Consider the following 15,041-nt stretch of genomic DNA (forward strand, 5'->3'; position numbering starts at 1 on the left):
TGTGGGCCGTGCTGTGGATCGTGGTACTGGTGCGGAAACCGTTGTCCACCAACGGGTCCACAGGGTGTGGACCCAGGTCGCGGACTCAGATGTCGAGGAACCTGACGTCCTTCGCGTTGCGCTGGATGAACGAACGCCGGCTCTCGACGTCCTCCCCCATGAGCACCGAGAACATCTCGTCGGCGGCCGCGGCGTCCTCGAGCGTCACCTGGAGCAGCACGCGCTGGTTCGGGTCCATCGTCGTGTCGGTGAGCTCGTCCGGGTTCATCTCGCCGAGACCCTTGTAGCGCTGGATCCCGTCCTCCTTCGGCAGCTTCTTGCCGGCGGCGATGCCCGCGGAGACGAGGGCGTCGCGCTCGCGGTCGGAGTACGCGTAGTCCGGGGTCGCCTTGCTCCACTTGAGCTTGTAGAGCGGCGGCTGCGCGAGGTACACGTACCCGTGGTCCACGAGCGGGCGCATGAAGCGGAAGAGCAGCGTCAGCAGGAGCGTCCGGATGTGCTGGCCGTCGACGTCGGCGTCGGCCATGAGGACGATCTTGTGATAGCGCAGCTTCTCGAGGTTGAAGTCCTCGCCGACCCCGCAGCCGAAGGCGCTGATGAGCGCCTGGACCTCCTGGTTGGCGAGCACCTTGTCGATGCGCGCCTTCTCGACGTTGAGGATCTTGCCGCGGATCGGGAGGATCGCCTGGGTGCGCGGGTCGCGGCCGGACTTCGCCGAGCCGCCCGCCGAGTCACCCTCGACGATGAAGATCTCGCACTCCTCCGGGTTCGTCGACTGGCAGTCCGACAGCTTGCCGGGCAGCCCGCCGCCGCCGAGCAGGCCCTTGCGCCGGGTGGCCTCGCGCGCCTTGCGGGCGGCGAGCCGGGCCGCGGCGGCCTGGAGCGACTTGGAGATGATGTCCTTGGCCTCGCGCGGGTTGCGGTCGAGCCAGTCCCCGAGCTCGGTGCGGACGACGCGCTGCACGAACGCCTTCGCCTCGGTGTTGCCGAGCTTCGTCTTCGTCTGGCCCTCGAACTGCGGCTCGCCGAGCTTGATGGAGATGACCGCGGTGAGGCCCTCGCGGATGTCCTCGCCGGAGAGGTTGTCGTCCTTCTCCTTGAGGATGTTCTTCGTGCGCGCGTACTCGTTGACGAGCGTCGTGAGCGCGGCGCGGAAGCCCTCCTCGTGGGTACCGCCCTCGTGCGTGTTGATCGCGTTCGCGTACGTGTGGACGCTCTCGCTGTAACCCGTCGTCCACTGCATGGCGATCTCGACCGAGAGGGTGCGCTCCGGGTCCTCCGCCTCGAAGTCGATGATCTCGGCGTTGACGACGTCCGTCTTCTTGCTGCTGTTGAGGTGCCGGACGTAGTCCATGAGGCCGTTGTCGTACTTGAAGGTCACCGACGGCGCGGTGCCCTCGTCGTCGAAGTGGTCGGGGCGCTCGTCGACGAGCGTGATCGCCAGGCCCTTGTTGAGGAAGGCCATCTGCTGGAACCGCGACCGCAGCGTCTCGAAGTCGAAGACGACCGTCTCGAAGATCTCGTCGTTCGGCCAGAACGTGATCGTCGTGCCGGTCTCCTCGCTGTCCCCGAGGACCGACAGCGGCGACTTCGGCACGCCGTTGGCGAACTCCATGCCGAAGACGTGGCCCTTCTGGCGCACCTCGACGACGAGCCGGTGCGACAGCGCGTTGACGACCGAGGAGCCGACGCCGTGCAGGCCGCCGGACACCTTGTAGCCGCCGCCGCCGAACTTGCCGCCGGCGTGGAGCTGGGTGAGGACGAGCTCGACCGCGCTGACGCCCTCGGTCGGGTGGATGTCCGTCGGGATGCCGCGGCCGTCGTCGATGACCCGGACGCCGCCGTTGGCGAGCAGCGTGATCTCGATGGCGGTGCAGTAGCCGGCGAGCGCCTCGTCGACCGCGTTGTCGACGATCTCGTAGACGAGGTGGTGCAGGCCGCGTTCGCCCGTGGAGCCGATGTACATGCCGGGCCGCTTGCGCACGGCCTCGAGACCCTCGAGGACTTGGATGGCGCTGGCGTCGTACTCCGGCTCGACCGCCGGCCCGGCGGGCGGCGTCAACTGGTCTGTCACGAGTGGCTCGGCTCCCTCGACTGCGTCGGCCTCGCGGCCGGAGTGCGGCGGCGCGGGCGCCCGGTGGCGCTCACGACCTGTACCCGGACGGCGAGAAACCGGCGCTGAGACCGGCTCCCCCCGTGCACGGACCGGCGGCCCGCATCCCGAAGGACGCACGGCCGCCGCTACCGGCTCCATTCTACCCCTTCGCGGGCCGCGCACCCGCCGTTCCGCGGCCTTCGAGGGCGTGTCTGGCGGCGCAGCCCGGGCTCCCCTGACTCCCGATACGCACCTGGGGGGCTCAGCGGCTCTCAGGGACGCTCCGGTCCGCGGGCACGATCAGCGGACGGCGGTCAGCCGTAGGTGTCGCGGGGCCCCTGGCTGCCGGGGGCCACCCGCGGGCCGCGCTTCCACGACGGGGCGGTCGGGCCGTGGACGACGACCTTCGTCACCGTGCTCTCGCCGACCTCCTCGGCGAGGCGGCGCATGAGCGCCGGGACGAGCAGCCGGACCTGGGTCGCCCAGGCGGTCGAGTCGGCCCGGACGACGAGCACGCCCTCCTCGAACGACTCGGGCGCGCAGTGCTCGGCGACGTCCGCGCCGACGACCGCCGGCCAGCGGCCGAGCACGCCGCCGACGGCGACCGGCGTGTGCCAGCCGCGCTCGGCGACGAGCCGGTCGATGTTCGAGCCGACGAGCTGGGGGTCGCGGGCGTCCGGACCGGCCCCGGAACGGATCCCGGGGTCGAGGGCACGGCGGCGGCGGGCGTCGACGGCGGACCGGGCGGACGGCGGGGCCGGGCTGCCGCTCGAGCCGTCCGCGCGCGAGCAGGTCGTGGNGCTGCCGGGGCGCAGCCCGCGTGCGCGGGCGGCGGCCCGGGCCCGGTTGAGGGCGGCCTTCACGGCGTCCGGGCCGGAGTCGTCGTCCGCGTCGTCGGTGCCGCCGGCCGTGCCGGTGCCGGCCGGTGCGGGCAGGCGGACGTCGTCCGGTGCGTCGTCCACGACCTGCTCGCGCGCGGACGGCTCGAGCGGCAGCCGGCCCGCCGACGTCCCGTCGTCGTGCTCGTCGGGGCGCCGGCCGTCAGCGGACACGGCGCACCTCGCCGGCCATGACGTCGACCCGCGCCCCCTCGAGCGCCTCGGGGACGTCCTGCGGCACGGCCGCGGTGACGAGCACCTGCTCGGCGCCCGCGACGAGCTCGGCGAGCCGGTCCCGGCGGCCCACGTCGAGCTCGGCGAAGACGTCGTCGAGGATGAGCACCGGCTCGCCGTCGCCGTCCGCCCCGATGTCGGCGCGGAGCAGCTCGTAGGACGCCAGCCGCAGCGCGAGCGCGAGCGACCACGACTCGCCGTGCGAGGCGAAGCCCTTCGCCGGGAACGGACCGAGCGAGATGACGAGGTCGTCGCGGTGCGGGCCGACGAGGCTGACCCCGCGCTCCAGCTCCTGGTTGCGCACCTTCGCGAGCGCCTCGAGCAGCCGGGCCTGGAGCAGCTCGCGTCCGGGGGCGTCCTCGGGGGTGATGTCGTCGCCGAGCGACGACTTGTACGCCAGGCCCGCCGCCCCCTGCCCCGCCGAGACCTGCTCGTACGCCGTCGCCACGAACGGGGCGATGGAGTGCACGAGCTTGAGCCGGCCGGCGAGGATGTCGGCGCCGACGGTCGCGAGGTGGGTGTCCCAGACGTCGAGGGTCCGGACGTCGCCGTGACCGGCCTTGATCGTCCGCCCCGCGGACTTGAGCAGGGCGTTGCGCTGCCGGAGCACCCGGTCGAAGTCGGACCGGACGCCGGCGTAGCGCGGGGCGCGGGCGACGAGCAGGTCGTCGAGGAAGCGCCGCCGGGTGTCCGGGTCGCCCTTGACGAGGGCGAGGTCCTCGGGGGCGAACAGCACCGTCCGCAGCAGGCCGAGCACCTCACGCGCCCGCGGGACCGGGGAGCGGTTGATCCGTGCCCGGTTCGCCGCCCCCGGGACGATCTCGATCTCGACGAGGTTCGACCGGCCGCCGCGCTCGACGGCCGCCCGGACGACGGCCCGCTGGGCGCCGAGGCGCACGAGCGGGGCGTCGTTCGTCACCCGGTGGCTGCCGAGCGTCGCGACGTAGCCGACCGCCTCGACGAGGTTCGTCTTGCCCTGGCCGTTCGGACCCACGAGTGCCGTCACGCCCGGCTCGAGCGGGAGCTCGGCGGTCGCGTACGAGCGGAAGTCCCCGAGGGACAGGTGGGTCAGGTGCACGTCAGGATGCCGTCCGGGCGCAGGCGGGATGGTCCTCGCATCCTGTCACGGCCCGGTCGGGGTCAGGAGGTCGAACCCGCACCCGACGACGGGCCGGCGGAGGTGACCGCGTGGCCGCCGAACTGGTTGCGCAGGGCGGCGACGGCCTTCATCGCGGGGGAGTCGTCCTGGCGCGAGGAGAACCGGGCGAAGAGGGCCGCGGTGATCACCGGCATGGGGACGGAGTTCGCGATGGCCTCCTCGACGGTCCAGCGCCCCTCGCCCGAGTCGTTGACGTAGCCGCGGATCTGGGCCAGCTCGGGGTCGTCCTCGAGCGCCTTGACGAGCAGGTCGAGGAGCCAGGAGCGGACGACGGTGCCCCGGGTCCACGCCTTGAAGCACCCGTGGACGTCGGTGACGATGTCCTTCGCCGCGAGCAGCTCGTAGCCCTCGGCGTACGCCTGCATGAGGCCGTACTCGATGCCGTTGTGGACCATCTTCGCGTAGTGCCCCGCACCGACCGGGCCGGCGTGGACGAAGCCCTCCTCGCGGGGGCCCTCCGGGCGCAGCGCGTCGAAGACCGGCATCGCGCGCTCGACGTCCGCGGGGTCGCCGCCGACCATGAGGCCGTAGCCGTTCTCGAGGCCCCAGACGCCGCCGCTCACGCCGCAGTCGAGGTACTTGACGCCCTTCTCGGCGAGCAGCGCGGCGTTCACGGTGTCGTCGGTGAAGCGGGAGTTGCCGCCCTCGATGACCATGTCGCCCTCGGAGAGCACCTCGGACAGCGCCTTGACGGTCGCCGTCGTCGGGTCGCCGGACGGGACCATGATCCAGACGATCCGCGGCGCGGGCAGGGTCGCCACCATCGCCGCGAGCGACTCCGCGTCGCTGACGTCGGGGTTGCGGTCGTAGCCGGTGACCTCGATGCCGCCGTTGCGCAGGCGGCTGCGCATGTTGCCGCCCATCTTGCCGAGGCCGACGAGTCCGATGTGCACGCTGTCTCCCGAAGTCACGAGATGCCACTGGTGGGGGTGGTGGAGGTGATCGTTGGGCGGCGACCACCTTGCCACTGCGGCCCGTGCCCGGCAGGTCGGCACGCCCGAGAGGGGAGTGCGTCGTCCGGCGGACCGCCCCCGGCGGCAGTGGCGGGGAGAGCTGGAACGGGTGTTCCGCGAACGGTCGTTCGCTCGCGGTGGTGCTCGAACGGGGCTCGGCCGATCAGCCGGCGAGGCGCACCGGCATGATCAGGTACCGGTAGGTCTCGTCGTCGTCGCCGTCCGCCTCGGCCTGGCCGGAGATGACGGCCGGCTTCTGCGCCTGGGTGAACGACAGCCGGGCGAAGGGCGTCGTCAGGGCGCCGAGACCGTCGAGCAGGAACTGCGGGTTGAAGGCGATCGAGATCTCCTCGCCGGTGAGCGTGCACTCGACGGCCTCGGAGGCCTGCGCGTCCTCGCCCTGGCCGGCCTCGAGGGTGACGACGCCGTCGGTGAAGCCGAGCCGCACCGGGGTGTTCCGCTCGGCGACGAGGGCGACGCGGCGGACCGCCTCGACGAGGGCGTGGGTGTCGACGACCGCGTGGGTCGGGGACTCCGCCGGGAACAGCGAACGGACCTTCGGGTACTCGCCGTCCACGAGCAGGGACGTCGTCCGCCGGCCGGCGGCCTCGAAGCCGATCAGCTCGGTGCTGCCGCCGGTCGAGAGCGCGAGGTTGACGTCGCCCGCGGCGCCGAGTGCCTTGGAGACCTCGGAGAGGGTGCGGGCCCGGACGAGCGCGACGGTGCTGACGCCCGGGGTGGACGGCCGCCACGGCAGTGTGCGCATGGCGAGCCGGTAGCGGTCCGTCGCCAGCAGCGTGACGACGTCCCCCTCGATCTCCATCCGGACGCCGGTGAGGATCGGGAGCGTCTCGTCACGGCTCGCGGCGATCGTCACCTGGGCGACGGCGTGGGTGAAGACGTCGCCCGCGATCGCGCCGGTGCCCTCGGGCATCGTCGGCAGCGTCGGGTACTCGTCGACCGGCATCGTCAGCAGCGTGAACCGGCTCGCGCCGCACGTCAGCGAGACCCGGGAGCCGTCGGTCGAGACGTCGACCGGCTTGCCGGGCAGGGAGCGCGAGATGTCGGCGAGCAGCTTGCCGCTCACGAGCACGGTGCCGCCGTCGGAGACCTCGGCCGGGACCTCGACGCGGGCGGAGACCTCGTAGTCGAAGCTCGACAGCCGGAGCACCCCCTCGGGGTCGGCCTCGAGGAGCAGGCCTGCGAGCACGGGGACCGGCGGCCGGCTCGGCAGCGCACGCGCCGCCCAGGTCACCGCGTCCGCCAGGACGTCTCGTTCCACCCGGAACTTCACGCCGAACCCGCCTCTCGTCCGTACCCGGTCACTGCTGCCGCCGCGTCTGTGCCGACGGAGGTCCCACGTGCGGTGGGGCCTCGTGGTTCCCGATGACGGACCGCGGGGAAGGACCGGGGTGGTCCGGGTGCGACCTCGCCGGCACTTGGGAGCACCGGCAGTCGGCGGTCGGGGTCGAACGGTGTGCATCGACGCGGATGCAGGGCACGACAGTACGCGAGTCCGGGGGTGGGCGTGAACCGGACGAGTGACCTGGTCCGCGGGGTGCCAGGGGGTCGTGACCGGGAGGTGAACGAGGGTTCGCTCCAGGCCCGGTCGGGGCTCGCTCGGGAGGGATCGGGGAACTGTGGGTGGATGTCGCAGAGGAATTGACTCTTCAGGGTTTGTCATAGCGCCTGTGGATCCTGTGGAGAACGGTCGTTCGCGCAGGTCGCGTCGTGAGTGGCCTGTCGACGGACTGAGGACGACGAGGGGTCGAACGGGGGACGTCCCGTGGACGACGCCGGCCCGTTCACAGACCCCGGTTCTTGTCATGCACTTTGACCATGGCGCCGGTCCACAGGTGAGGCAGGGATGTCCACCGATATCCACAGGTTGTCCACCGGCCTGTGGGTTGTGCGGCTGCAACGATTACCGTCCGGCAGTTATCCGTCGGTGATGCAGGCATCGCGCTGTGTCCACAGAGTTGTCCCCACGCTGTGTACGAAACCGGGCACTTGACGTGCCTCATGTACTCAAAGTGGTTTGTCGAGCACTCAGAGATATGTTCTTGAGCGCAATTATCCGAGATGTCCGGATGCACTCGTGACTGTCAACGTTCGTCGCAGACAGCCTGTGGACTGTGGACAAACCCTGGGGACAGTCGCCGTCCGTCGTCCCGATCCGCGCTTCGTCCGATTTCGCCGACTCGTGCCGTCCTTCCGGATGACGTCGAGTTACCCACACGCCCTGTGGACAAAGGCTGTGGACGACGTGACTGGAGTGCTCAGGTGGGGCGGCCGGTGCGCGCGTGGAGGCTCCGGGTGGGACGCGGTGCGCCGACGCCGGCCGGGCCCGGGCAGGACGCTGACGGGCCGCCGTCAGGCTGTGGGCGGGCGTGAGCGGGCGTGGGGAGCGCGCGGGGCGGGTGCGGNCATCAAGCAGACGTCGCGCGGGCCGGGGAGCGGCGCGGGCTCAGCCGCGCGACGTCTGCTTGATGCGGTTCGTGAGCTCGGTGACCTGGTTGTAGATCGAGCGCCGCTCGGCCATGAGGTGCCGGATCTTGCGGTCGGCGTGGATCACGGTCGTGTGGTCGCGGCCGCCGAACTGCTGGCCGATCTTCGGCAGCGACAGGTCGGTCAGCTCCCGGCACAGGTACATGGCGATCTGGCGGGCGTTGACGAGGACCCGGGACCGGGAGGAGCCGCAGAGGTCCTCCATCGTCAGACCGAAGTAGGCCGACGTCTGGGCCATGATCGTCGCGGCGGTGATCTCCGGGGTGTCGTCGGCCGGGATGAGGTCCTTGAGGACGATCTCGGCGAGCGACAGGTCGACCTGCTGCCGGTTGAGGCTGGCGAACGCCGTGACGCGGATGAGTGCGCCCTCGAGCTCGCGGATGTTCGTGGAGATCTTCGAGCCGATGTACTCGAGGACGTCGTCGCGCACCTGGAGCCGCTCGCCGATGGCCTTCTTCCGGAGGATGGCGATCCGGGTCTCGAGGTCGGGCGGCTGCACGTCGGTGATGAGGCCCCACTCGAACCGGCTGCGCATCCGCTCCTCGAAGCCGGAGAGCAGCTTGGGCGGCAGGTCGGACGTGATGACGACCTGCTTGTTCGCGTTGTGGAGCGTGTTGAAGGTGTGGAAGAACTCCTCCTGGGTCTGGACCTTGCCCTGGAGGAACTGGATGTCGTCGATGAGGAGCACGTCGACGTCGCGGTACCGGCGCTGGAACGAGCTCGCCTTGTCGTCGCGGATGCTGTTGATGAAGTCGTTGGTGAACTCCTCGGAGTTCACGTACCGCACCCGGACCCCCGGGTAGAGGCTGTGCGCGTAGTGACCGATCGCGTGGAGCAGGTGCGTCTTGCCCAGCCCGGACTCGCCGTAGACGAACAGCGGGTTGTACGCCTTGGCCGGCGCCTCGGCGACGGCGACGGCCGCCGCGTGCGCGAAGCGGTTGCTCGCGCCGGGGACGAAGTTCTCGAACGTGTACTTCGGGTTCAGCCGGGCCGGCTCGGAGGCCTGCCGCGGGTTCGAGGAGCGTCCGGTGCCGGGGCGGGCGAGCTCGCCCGGCTCCAGCTCGGGGTGGGCGAGCTCGGGGTAGGCGAACGTCGGCTCGTCGCGGTGGACCGGGGCGACCCCGGCCGGCGCCGTGTAGCCGTTCGACGTGCTCGTGCCGTTCGTGCCCTCGTAGGAGCGGACGTCGATGACGCCGTCGATGCCGTAGGTGCGGCTCGGGCCGAGCCGGCCGGTGTCGTCGAGGTCGTCGGTGCCGCGCGCGGTGGCGAGGCCGCCGGTGGAGGGGCCGCCGTCCGGGCCGCTCGTCGCCGGGTTCGAGGTCTCCGCCGGACCGGCCGCCAGGCTCGGGTCGACGGTGACGGCCAGCCGGACCGGCCGGCCGAGCTCGGCGGAGAGGGCGTCGGTGATCGTCTCGCGCATGCGCTGCTCGAGCAGCCCCTTGGTCAGCTCGTTCGGGGCGGCGAGCAGCGCCGTGCCGTCGAGGAGGCCGACCGGGCGCGTGAGGCGGACGAACGCACGCTGCTGCGGGGTCACCCCGGCGGCGTCGAGGGCCTCGAGGGCGCGGAGCCAGATCACGGGGAAGTCTTCCGGGGACGTCGTCACCGCTGAACACCTGCCTCTTGCGTCACGAACGGGTCCTCTCGGTCCACACAGTTGTCCACATCCTGTGTACGAGAGCCGTCGTGCCAGGCCTCAAGGGTGGTCCGGCGACGCTCTCCGACGGGAAATACCGTGTGGATCGGTCGCCAGTCCCCGTGTGTGCGGCCTTCGTGCAACTCACCGATGATGTCTATCGGCGTGTCGCACGCTCCCGAGACCAGCACCACAGGACCATAGCCTGTTGGCCTTGCTTCCGTGACCCGGACAGGGATCCTACTCTGCGTGGTGTAGAGGCTACGCACAGTCCATGACGTTGCTCGTGCATTGCCTGTGCACGGCCCGTCGGCGCTCAGTTTGACCCTGTGCTGCGCCGCGCCGTACCGTGTTGAGGCTTGACAGCGACAGGTGACCGCTGCCCGGAGACGGGTCCGCGATCCTGTCTTCCCCCGATGTTCCCGAGGCAGCTGTTCTGCCGTTCCGGCAGACGATCCGGCGCCCGGGCCCGTACGCAACGACTGTGGAGTACTCAGGTGAGCAAGCGGACGTTCCAGCCGAACAACCGGCGTCGGGCGAAGACCCACGGCTTCCGGCTGCGCATGCGCACCCGTGCGGGCCGCGCCATCCTGGCCGCGCGTCGGCGCAAGGGCCGCGACGAGCTCTCCGCCTGACGCGGACGGGCCGGCAGACGCCCGTGCTGCCCGCGCCGCACCGGATGCGAGCCGGCACCGAGTTCGAGGCCGCCGTCCGTCGCGGACGGCGGGCCGGGAGCCCGCGCGTCGTCGTCCACACCTCGACCTCGGCCGTCCCTGACGGTCCGCGGGTCGGCTTCGTCGTGTCCAAGGCCGTCGGCGGCTCCGTCGTCCGGCACCGGGTCGCCCGGCGGCTGCGGGAGACGGTCCGGCCGCACCTGGGGGCGATCGCCGCGGACCGGCTCGTGGTGCTCCGCGCCCAGCCGGCCTCGGCCACGGCGTCCTACGCCGAGCTCGAGGCCGACGTCACGCGGCTCCTCGACCGGTTGGGCGTCGTCCGGGCCGCTGCACCGGACCGGGCAGCGGGCGGTGCGCCGTGAGCAACTCTGACGATCGACCCGCGGGTAGCAAGGCTCAGGCCTTGCGCCGACTGCTGCGGAGCGCGTGCCGTTTCGTCGTCGGGCTGCCCGCCCTCCTGCTGCGCGGGTTCTTCCGGCTGTGGCAGCTGCTCGTCTCCCCGACCTACGGCGACGTCTGCCGCTTCTACCCGTCGTGCTCCGCGTACGGCGTCGAGGCGGTCCGCACCCACGGGGCCCTCAAGGGTGGTTGGCTGGCGCTGCGCCGCATCGGCCGCTGCCACCCGTGGAACCCCGGCGGCGTCGACCCCGTTCCTCCTGCCGGCGGCCGTCGCGGTGCCGCGCACCTGTGCGCGTCGTCCGACGGCGCCCCCGACATCGGACTGTCGTCCCGACAGGCCACGTGACCCGAGGACACCATGATCGACTTCTTCACGTCCCTGCTGCGACCGCTCGAGCTCGCGGTCGCGTACATCATGGTCGGGTTCCACTCGGCGCTCACCACCATCGGCATGGACCCGGCGTCCGGGTGGACCTGGGCCCTGTCGATCGTCGGCCTCGTGATCGTCATCCGGATCCTGCTCATCCCGCTCTTCGTCAAGCAGATCAAGGCGTCGCGCGGGCTGCAGCTCATCCAGCCCGAGATGAAGAAGATCCAGGAGAAGTACAAGGGCAGGACCGACCAGGCGTCCCGGCAGGCGATGAGCCAGGAGACGATGGCGCTCTACCGGGACACGGGGACGAACCCGCTCGCGTCCTGCCTGCCGATCCTCCTGCAGTCCCCGATCTTCTTCGCCCTGTTCCGGGTGCTCAACGGCATCGGCCAGGGCAAGGCGATCGGGCCGCTCGACGCATCGCTCGTCAAGCAGGCCGACGACGCGACGCTCTTCGGGGCCCAGATCTCGGACACCTTCCTCAAGGCCGACGGCAACATCAACGTCCAGATCCTCACCGTCGTCCTCATCATCCTCATGTCGGCGTCGACGTTCACGACCCAGCGCCAGCTGATGATGAAGAACATGCCGGCGTCCGCGCTGGACAACCCCTTCGCGCAGCAGCAGAAGATCCTGCTCTACGTCTTCCCGGTGATCTTCGCCGTGTCGGGCGTCAACTTCCCGATCGGTGTCCTCATCTACTGGCTCACGACGAACGTCTGGTCGATGGGGCAGCAGTTCTACGTCATCCGCCGGATGCCCGCACCGGGTTCGCCCGCCGCGCAGGCGCTCGAGGAGCGCCGCCGGCGCAAGGGCAAGGGCGACCCGGAGGTCCCTGCGGGCACCGACGGCGAGGGCCCCTCGTCGGCCGGCCCGGTCGGTGGCCAGCGGCAGCAGCCGAAGCGACAGCCGAAGCGCAAGCGCACGCCGCCGCCCGCCTACGGGACGCCGCCGGCCAAGCCCGCGGAGGGCACGGGTGACGACGAGCCCGGCGACGCCCCGCAGGACGAGGAGCCGGAGCCGAGCAGCGGGACCCCGACGCCGAGCGGGCCGAAGACCGGTGGCCCGCGGGCGAACGGCGCGGCGCCGTCGACCGGTGCCGCCGCCGGCAGCGCGGGCAAGCGACCGGCCACCAAGCCGCGCCGCGGCAAGCCCAGTCAGCCCAAGCGCTGACGGCGGCGGCGGTGCGCTCCGCGCGCCGCGCACGACCCGGGACGACCGGGTCCACCAACCTGACGGGCATCGCCCGTGAAGACCGACACGTGGGAGGAAGCATCGTGAGCGACACGCACGCGGTGGAGGACACGCGGGTGACCGACGAGGACCAGGTCGTCGACGTGCCGGCCGGCACCGAGGTCGCCGGGGAGGCCGCCGTCGAGTCGGACGTCGTCGAGGACGTGGACGACGAGTCGGACGCTGACTCGGACGACGAGGACGACGAGTCGGACGACGAGGACGACGACACCGAGGACGGCGCCGAGGGGACGTCGTCCGGCACCCGGAGCCGGCGCAGCAGCCGCGGGGGCGAGTCGCTCCGCCGCCTCGAGGAGGAGGGCGAGGTCGCGGCCGACTACCTCGAGGAGCTCCTCGACATCGTCGACCTCGACGGCGACATCGACATCGACGTCGAGAACGGCCGGGCCTCGGTGGCGATCGTCGCCGAGGGCGGCTCGGACCGCGAGCTGCGCAAGCTCGTCGGCCCCGGCGGCGAGGTGCTCGAGGCGCTGCAGGACCTGTCCCGGCTCGCCGTCCAGGCGAAGACCGGAGAGCGCAGCCGGCTCATGCTCGACGTCGCGGGCTTCCGGGCGGCGCGCCGCAAGGCGCTCGAGGAGCAGGCCGCGCGCGCCTGCCAGGAGGTCCAGAGGACGAGCCAGCCGCTGCGCCTCGAGCCGATGTCCGCGTTCGAGCGCAAGGTGGTCCACGACGTCGTCGCGGACGCCGGGCTCGTCAGCGAGTCCGAGGGCGAGGACCCGGCCCGCCGGGTCGTCATCTTCCCGGCCTCGGCCTGAGCGGCAGACACGTGACCGGCGAGGGCCGGACGACGACGGCGCCACCCGCACCGAGCGGGGGCGCCGTCGTCGCGTTGTTCGGCGACCGGGCCGAGCTGGCCGAACGGTTCGCGACGCACCTCGCGACGAGCGGGGTGGAGCGCGGGCTCATCGGGCCGCGCGAGGTGTCGCGGCTGTGGGAGCGGCACGTCCTCAACTGCGCCGCGGTGGCCGAGCTGCTGCTGCCGGAGGAGCGGTGCGTCGACGTCGGCTCGGGTGCCGGGCTGCCCGGGATCGCCCTGGCGATCGCCCGCCCCGACGTCACGGTGACCCTCGTCGAGCCGCTCCAGCGGCGCGTCGTGTGGCTCGAGGAGGTCGTCGCCGATCTCGGGCTGGAGACGGTCGAGGTGGTCCGCGCGCGGGCTGAGGAGCTGCACGCCGCGGGCCCGCGGTTCGACGTCGCGACCGCGCGTGCGGTCGCCGCGCTCGACAAGCTCGCCGGCTGGTGCCTGCCGCTCGTCGTCCCGGGCGGGCGCCTCCTCGCCCTCAAGGGCCGTTCCGCGGCCGAGGAGCTGGAGGCTGCGGCCGGCGCCCTGACCCGGCTCGGCGCGGGGACGCGCACGATCGTCGAGTGCGGCGTCGGTGTCCTCGAGGAGCCGACGACGGTCGTCGTCGTCGAGGCGGGGGACTCGGCACCACGGTCCGGCGGTTCCGGGCGGAAGAAGGTTCGTGCCGGAGGGACGGCGGCGCGGCGCGGCCCGAAGCGGACACGACCCCGCTCGTAGGCGTGGTCGGCGGCTCGACGGCGGGGGCGCCTCGCAACGGAGGGTGCGGTCGACACGGACCCGGACTCGATGTCTGCGGGACGCACCGCCGTCGGGCGGCGCCGTTCCGGATCTCAGGTCAGTCGGGCCGGGGACACGACGCAGAACTCGCGGGTGAATGCCGAGGCAGAGGTGGCCCGTCTCGGTGGGCGCACGACGAGTCCACGGGCCGCCGACCCGCCGTCGGATCTGGTCGGCGTGGACGGGGCGGTTGGCAGGTGGCCCGCTGGTCGGCTGCTCCCACCGGGTCGACGGCGTGGAGCGCCAGGGGGCCAGTCACTCGTCTGTCTCGGTCGGGTGCCTCGACCGAGCAAGGGGCCCTCAGCGCTTCCCGGGGCGGCACCACTGGCGGGCGAGACATCGGGCGGACCGGCCGCATCGTCGGGGTGTGTGGTCGGTGTCGGTGACGACGGGTCGAGGTACTGGCACCCGCTGCGGCTGGGGCGAGGCTGGCGGGCAGGCGGCGAGGGGGGGCTCAACCGACAGGCGGCGCCGTCCTGTGGCACCGTCGTCCGTGGGAGCCGGAGCCCAGCGACCACGGCCCGATCCGCGGTCATAGGCCGGTCGCGATGTGAGTCGTCGGCGCGGGTGTTTCACGGGAAACGCAGCGGCAGAGCGACGCTCCGCTCACCGTAGGTCGGGTGTTCTGACCGGGATGCGCCAGAGAGCCCAGAGGGTGCCGCGGCGCAATGGGTCGCCCACGGGAGCGCCACCATCCGGGTGAGGACGATGCGTTGGTGACACGGCGGTCCGTGCGTCACCCGATGTTTCACGGGAAACGCGAACCTCCTCCGTGGCAGTGGACCCGCAGAGGCAGGCTGCGTGGACGCCTGAGGTAGAGCAGACGAATCGCCGGCTCGCCGTCCGTGGGTGGACTGACTCTGACGGCAGACGGCAGTGGCTACAGGCTGTCGGTGCTCGGCCCATCGGGAGGATGGTCGGCGGTCCAGTCGTACTCGTGTGCCCGGCGCTACCCAGCTACACCGGGTGGGGCTGGACGTAGGGCGCTGCGTCAACTGTGAGACGGCAGCTGGAAGGAGCCCCGTCAGCGATTGGGTCTCCCGTCCCCTCGTGGGCGACCCGACGGAGTCAGGCACCGGAGTGCGTCGGGCCTCGTCGGCGGTCAGCTCCGGTGAGCCTTTCCGGTCAGGGCGCGCGGCGAGGTATTGAGTGGGGCCGCGTTCGCGTTCGCGGCCGAGGCCGGACCGGGACTGGACCGGGGACAGAGTCCGCCCGGATCAGCCCGCGATTCGATGACCAGGACCGGGGACAGGAACGGGGCCTGGGACCGGCGGACCGTGACAAGGACCGGGCTGGGTGGGG

The 15,041-nt window shown here is 72.0% G+C and carries 12 protein-coding genes; 6 read left to right on the top strand and 6 right to left on the bottom strand.

All coding sequences use genetic code 11. The features are described 5' to 3' along the window. Window positions 1-85: 85 nt before the first annotated feature. The 6 genes from gyrB to dnaA all read right to left on the bottom strand — a co-directional run bounded on the left by gyrB (window position 86) and on the right by dnaA (window position 9,430). On the bottom strand, window positions 86-2,074 hold the full coding sequence (gyrB, locus tag ECOMGDLI_RS18780) for a DNA topoisomerase (ATP-hydrolyzing) subunit B (protein WP_233153528.1): 1,989 nt from the start codon (window positions 2,072-2,074) through the stop codon (window positions 86-88). 335 nt (window positions 2,075-2,409) lie between these two features. Next, window positions 2,410-2,793 carry a DUF721 domain-containing protein gene (locus tag ECOMGDLI_RS36885; protein WP_369812771.1) on the bottom strand — a complete coding sequence of 128 codons (384 nt, stop codon included), beginning with the start codon at window positions 2,791-2,793 and terminating at the stop codon, window positions 2,410-2,412. Between the two features lie 343 nt (window positions 2,794-3,136). Next, complete coding sequence (gene recF / locus ECOMGDLI_RS18790) at window positions 3,137-4,285, bottom strand: DNA replication/repair protein RecF (protein WP_088318373.1); 1,149 nt, start codon at window positions 4,283-4,285, stop codon at window positions 3,137-3,139. Between the two features lie 62 nt (window positions 4,286-4,347). Beyond that, window positions 4,348-5,259, bottom strand: coding sequence for a phosphogluconate dehydrogenase (NAD(+)-dependent, decarboxylating) (gene gnd, locus ECOMGDLI_RS18795; RefSeq protein WP_088318374.1), 912 nt, complete (start codon window positions 5,257-5,259; stop codon window positions 4,348-4,350). A gap of 223 nt (window positions 5,260-5,482) precedes the next feature. After that, window positions 5,483-6,613 carry a DNA polymerase III subunit beta gene (gene dnaN / locus ECOMGDLI_RS18800; RefSeq protein WP_088318375.1) on the bottom strand — a complete coding sequence of 377 codons (1,131 nt, stop codon included), beginning with the start codon at window positions 6,611-6,613 and terminating at the stop codon, window positions 5,483-5,485. A gap of 1,173 nt (window positions 6,614-7,786) precedes the next feature. After that, on the bottom strand, window positions 7,787-9,430 hold the full coding sequence (gene dnaA / locus ECOMGDLI_RS18805) for a chromosomal replication initiator protein DnaA (protein WP_088318376.1): 1,644 nt from the start codon (window positions 9,428-9,430) through the stop codon (window positions 7,787-7,789). Between the two features lie 527 nt (window positions 9,431-9,957). Here dnaA and rpmH point away from each other — a divergent pair. From rpmH to rsmG, 6 genes are all read left to right on the top strand, one after another. After that, window positions 9,958-10,095, top strand: coding sequence for a 50S ribosomal protein L34 (gene rpmH / locus ECOMGDLI_RS18810; protein ID WP_088287484.1), 138 nt, complete (start codon window positions 9,958-9,960; stop codon window positions 10,093-10,095). Window positions 10,096-10,118: 23 nt separating this feature from the next. Further along, window positions 10,119-10,496 carry a ribonuclease P protein component gene (gene rnpA / locus ECOMGDLI_RS18815; RefSeq protein WP_088318377.1) on the top strand — a complete coding sequence of 126 codons (378 nt, stop codon included), beginning with the start codon at window positions 10,119-10,121 and terminating at the stop codon, window positions 10,494-10,496. 83 nt (window positions 10,497-10,579) lie between these two features. Beyond that, window positions 10,580-10,879 carry a membrane protein insertion efficiency factor YidD gene (gene yidD, locus ECOMGDLI_RS18820; protein ID WP_088318385.1) on the top strand — a complete coding sequence of 100 codons (300 nt, stop codon included), beginning with the start codon at window positions 10,580-10,582 and terminating at the stop codon, window positions 10,877-10,879. A 12-nt stretch (window positions 10,880-10,891) separates the two neighbouring features. Continuing rightward, entirely contained in the window at window positions 10,892-12,079 is a 1,188-nt protein-coding gene (gene yidC, locus ECOMGDLI_RS18825) for a membrane protein insertase YidC (protein ID WP_088318378.1), read from the top strand. Between the two features lie 224 nt (window positions 12,080-12,303). Beyond that, on the top strand, window positions 12,304-12,915 hold the full coding sequence (locus ECOMGDLI_RS18830; RefSeq protein WP_198954994.1) for a R3H domain-containing nucleic acid-binding protein: 612 nt from the start codon (window positions 12,304-12,306) through the stop codon (window positions 12,913-12,915). Between the two features lie 11 nt (window positions 12,916-12,926). After that, window positions 12,927-13,679 (top strand): 16S rRNA (guanine(527)-N(7))-methyltransferase RsmG, encoded by a 753-nt coding sequence (gene rsmG / locus ECOMGDLI_RS18835; RefSeq protein ID WP_088318380.1) that lies wholly within the window; start codon window positions 12,927-12,929, stop codon window positions 13,677-13,679. Window positions 13,680-15,041: the final 1,362 nt, after the last annotated feature.

Origin of the sequence: Kineosporia sp. R_H_3, assembly GCF_002198675.1 — a bacterium.
In the GTDB taxonomy this organism is placed as follows: domain Bacteria; phylum Actinomycetota; class Actinomycetes; order Actinomycetales; family Kineosporiaceae; genus R-H-3.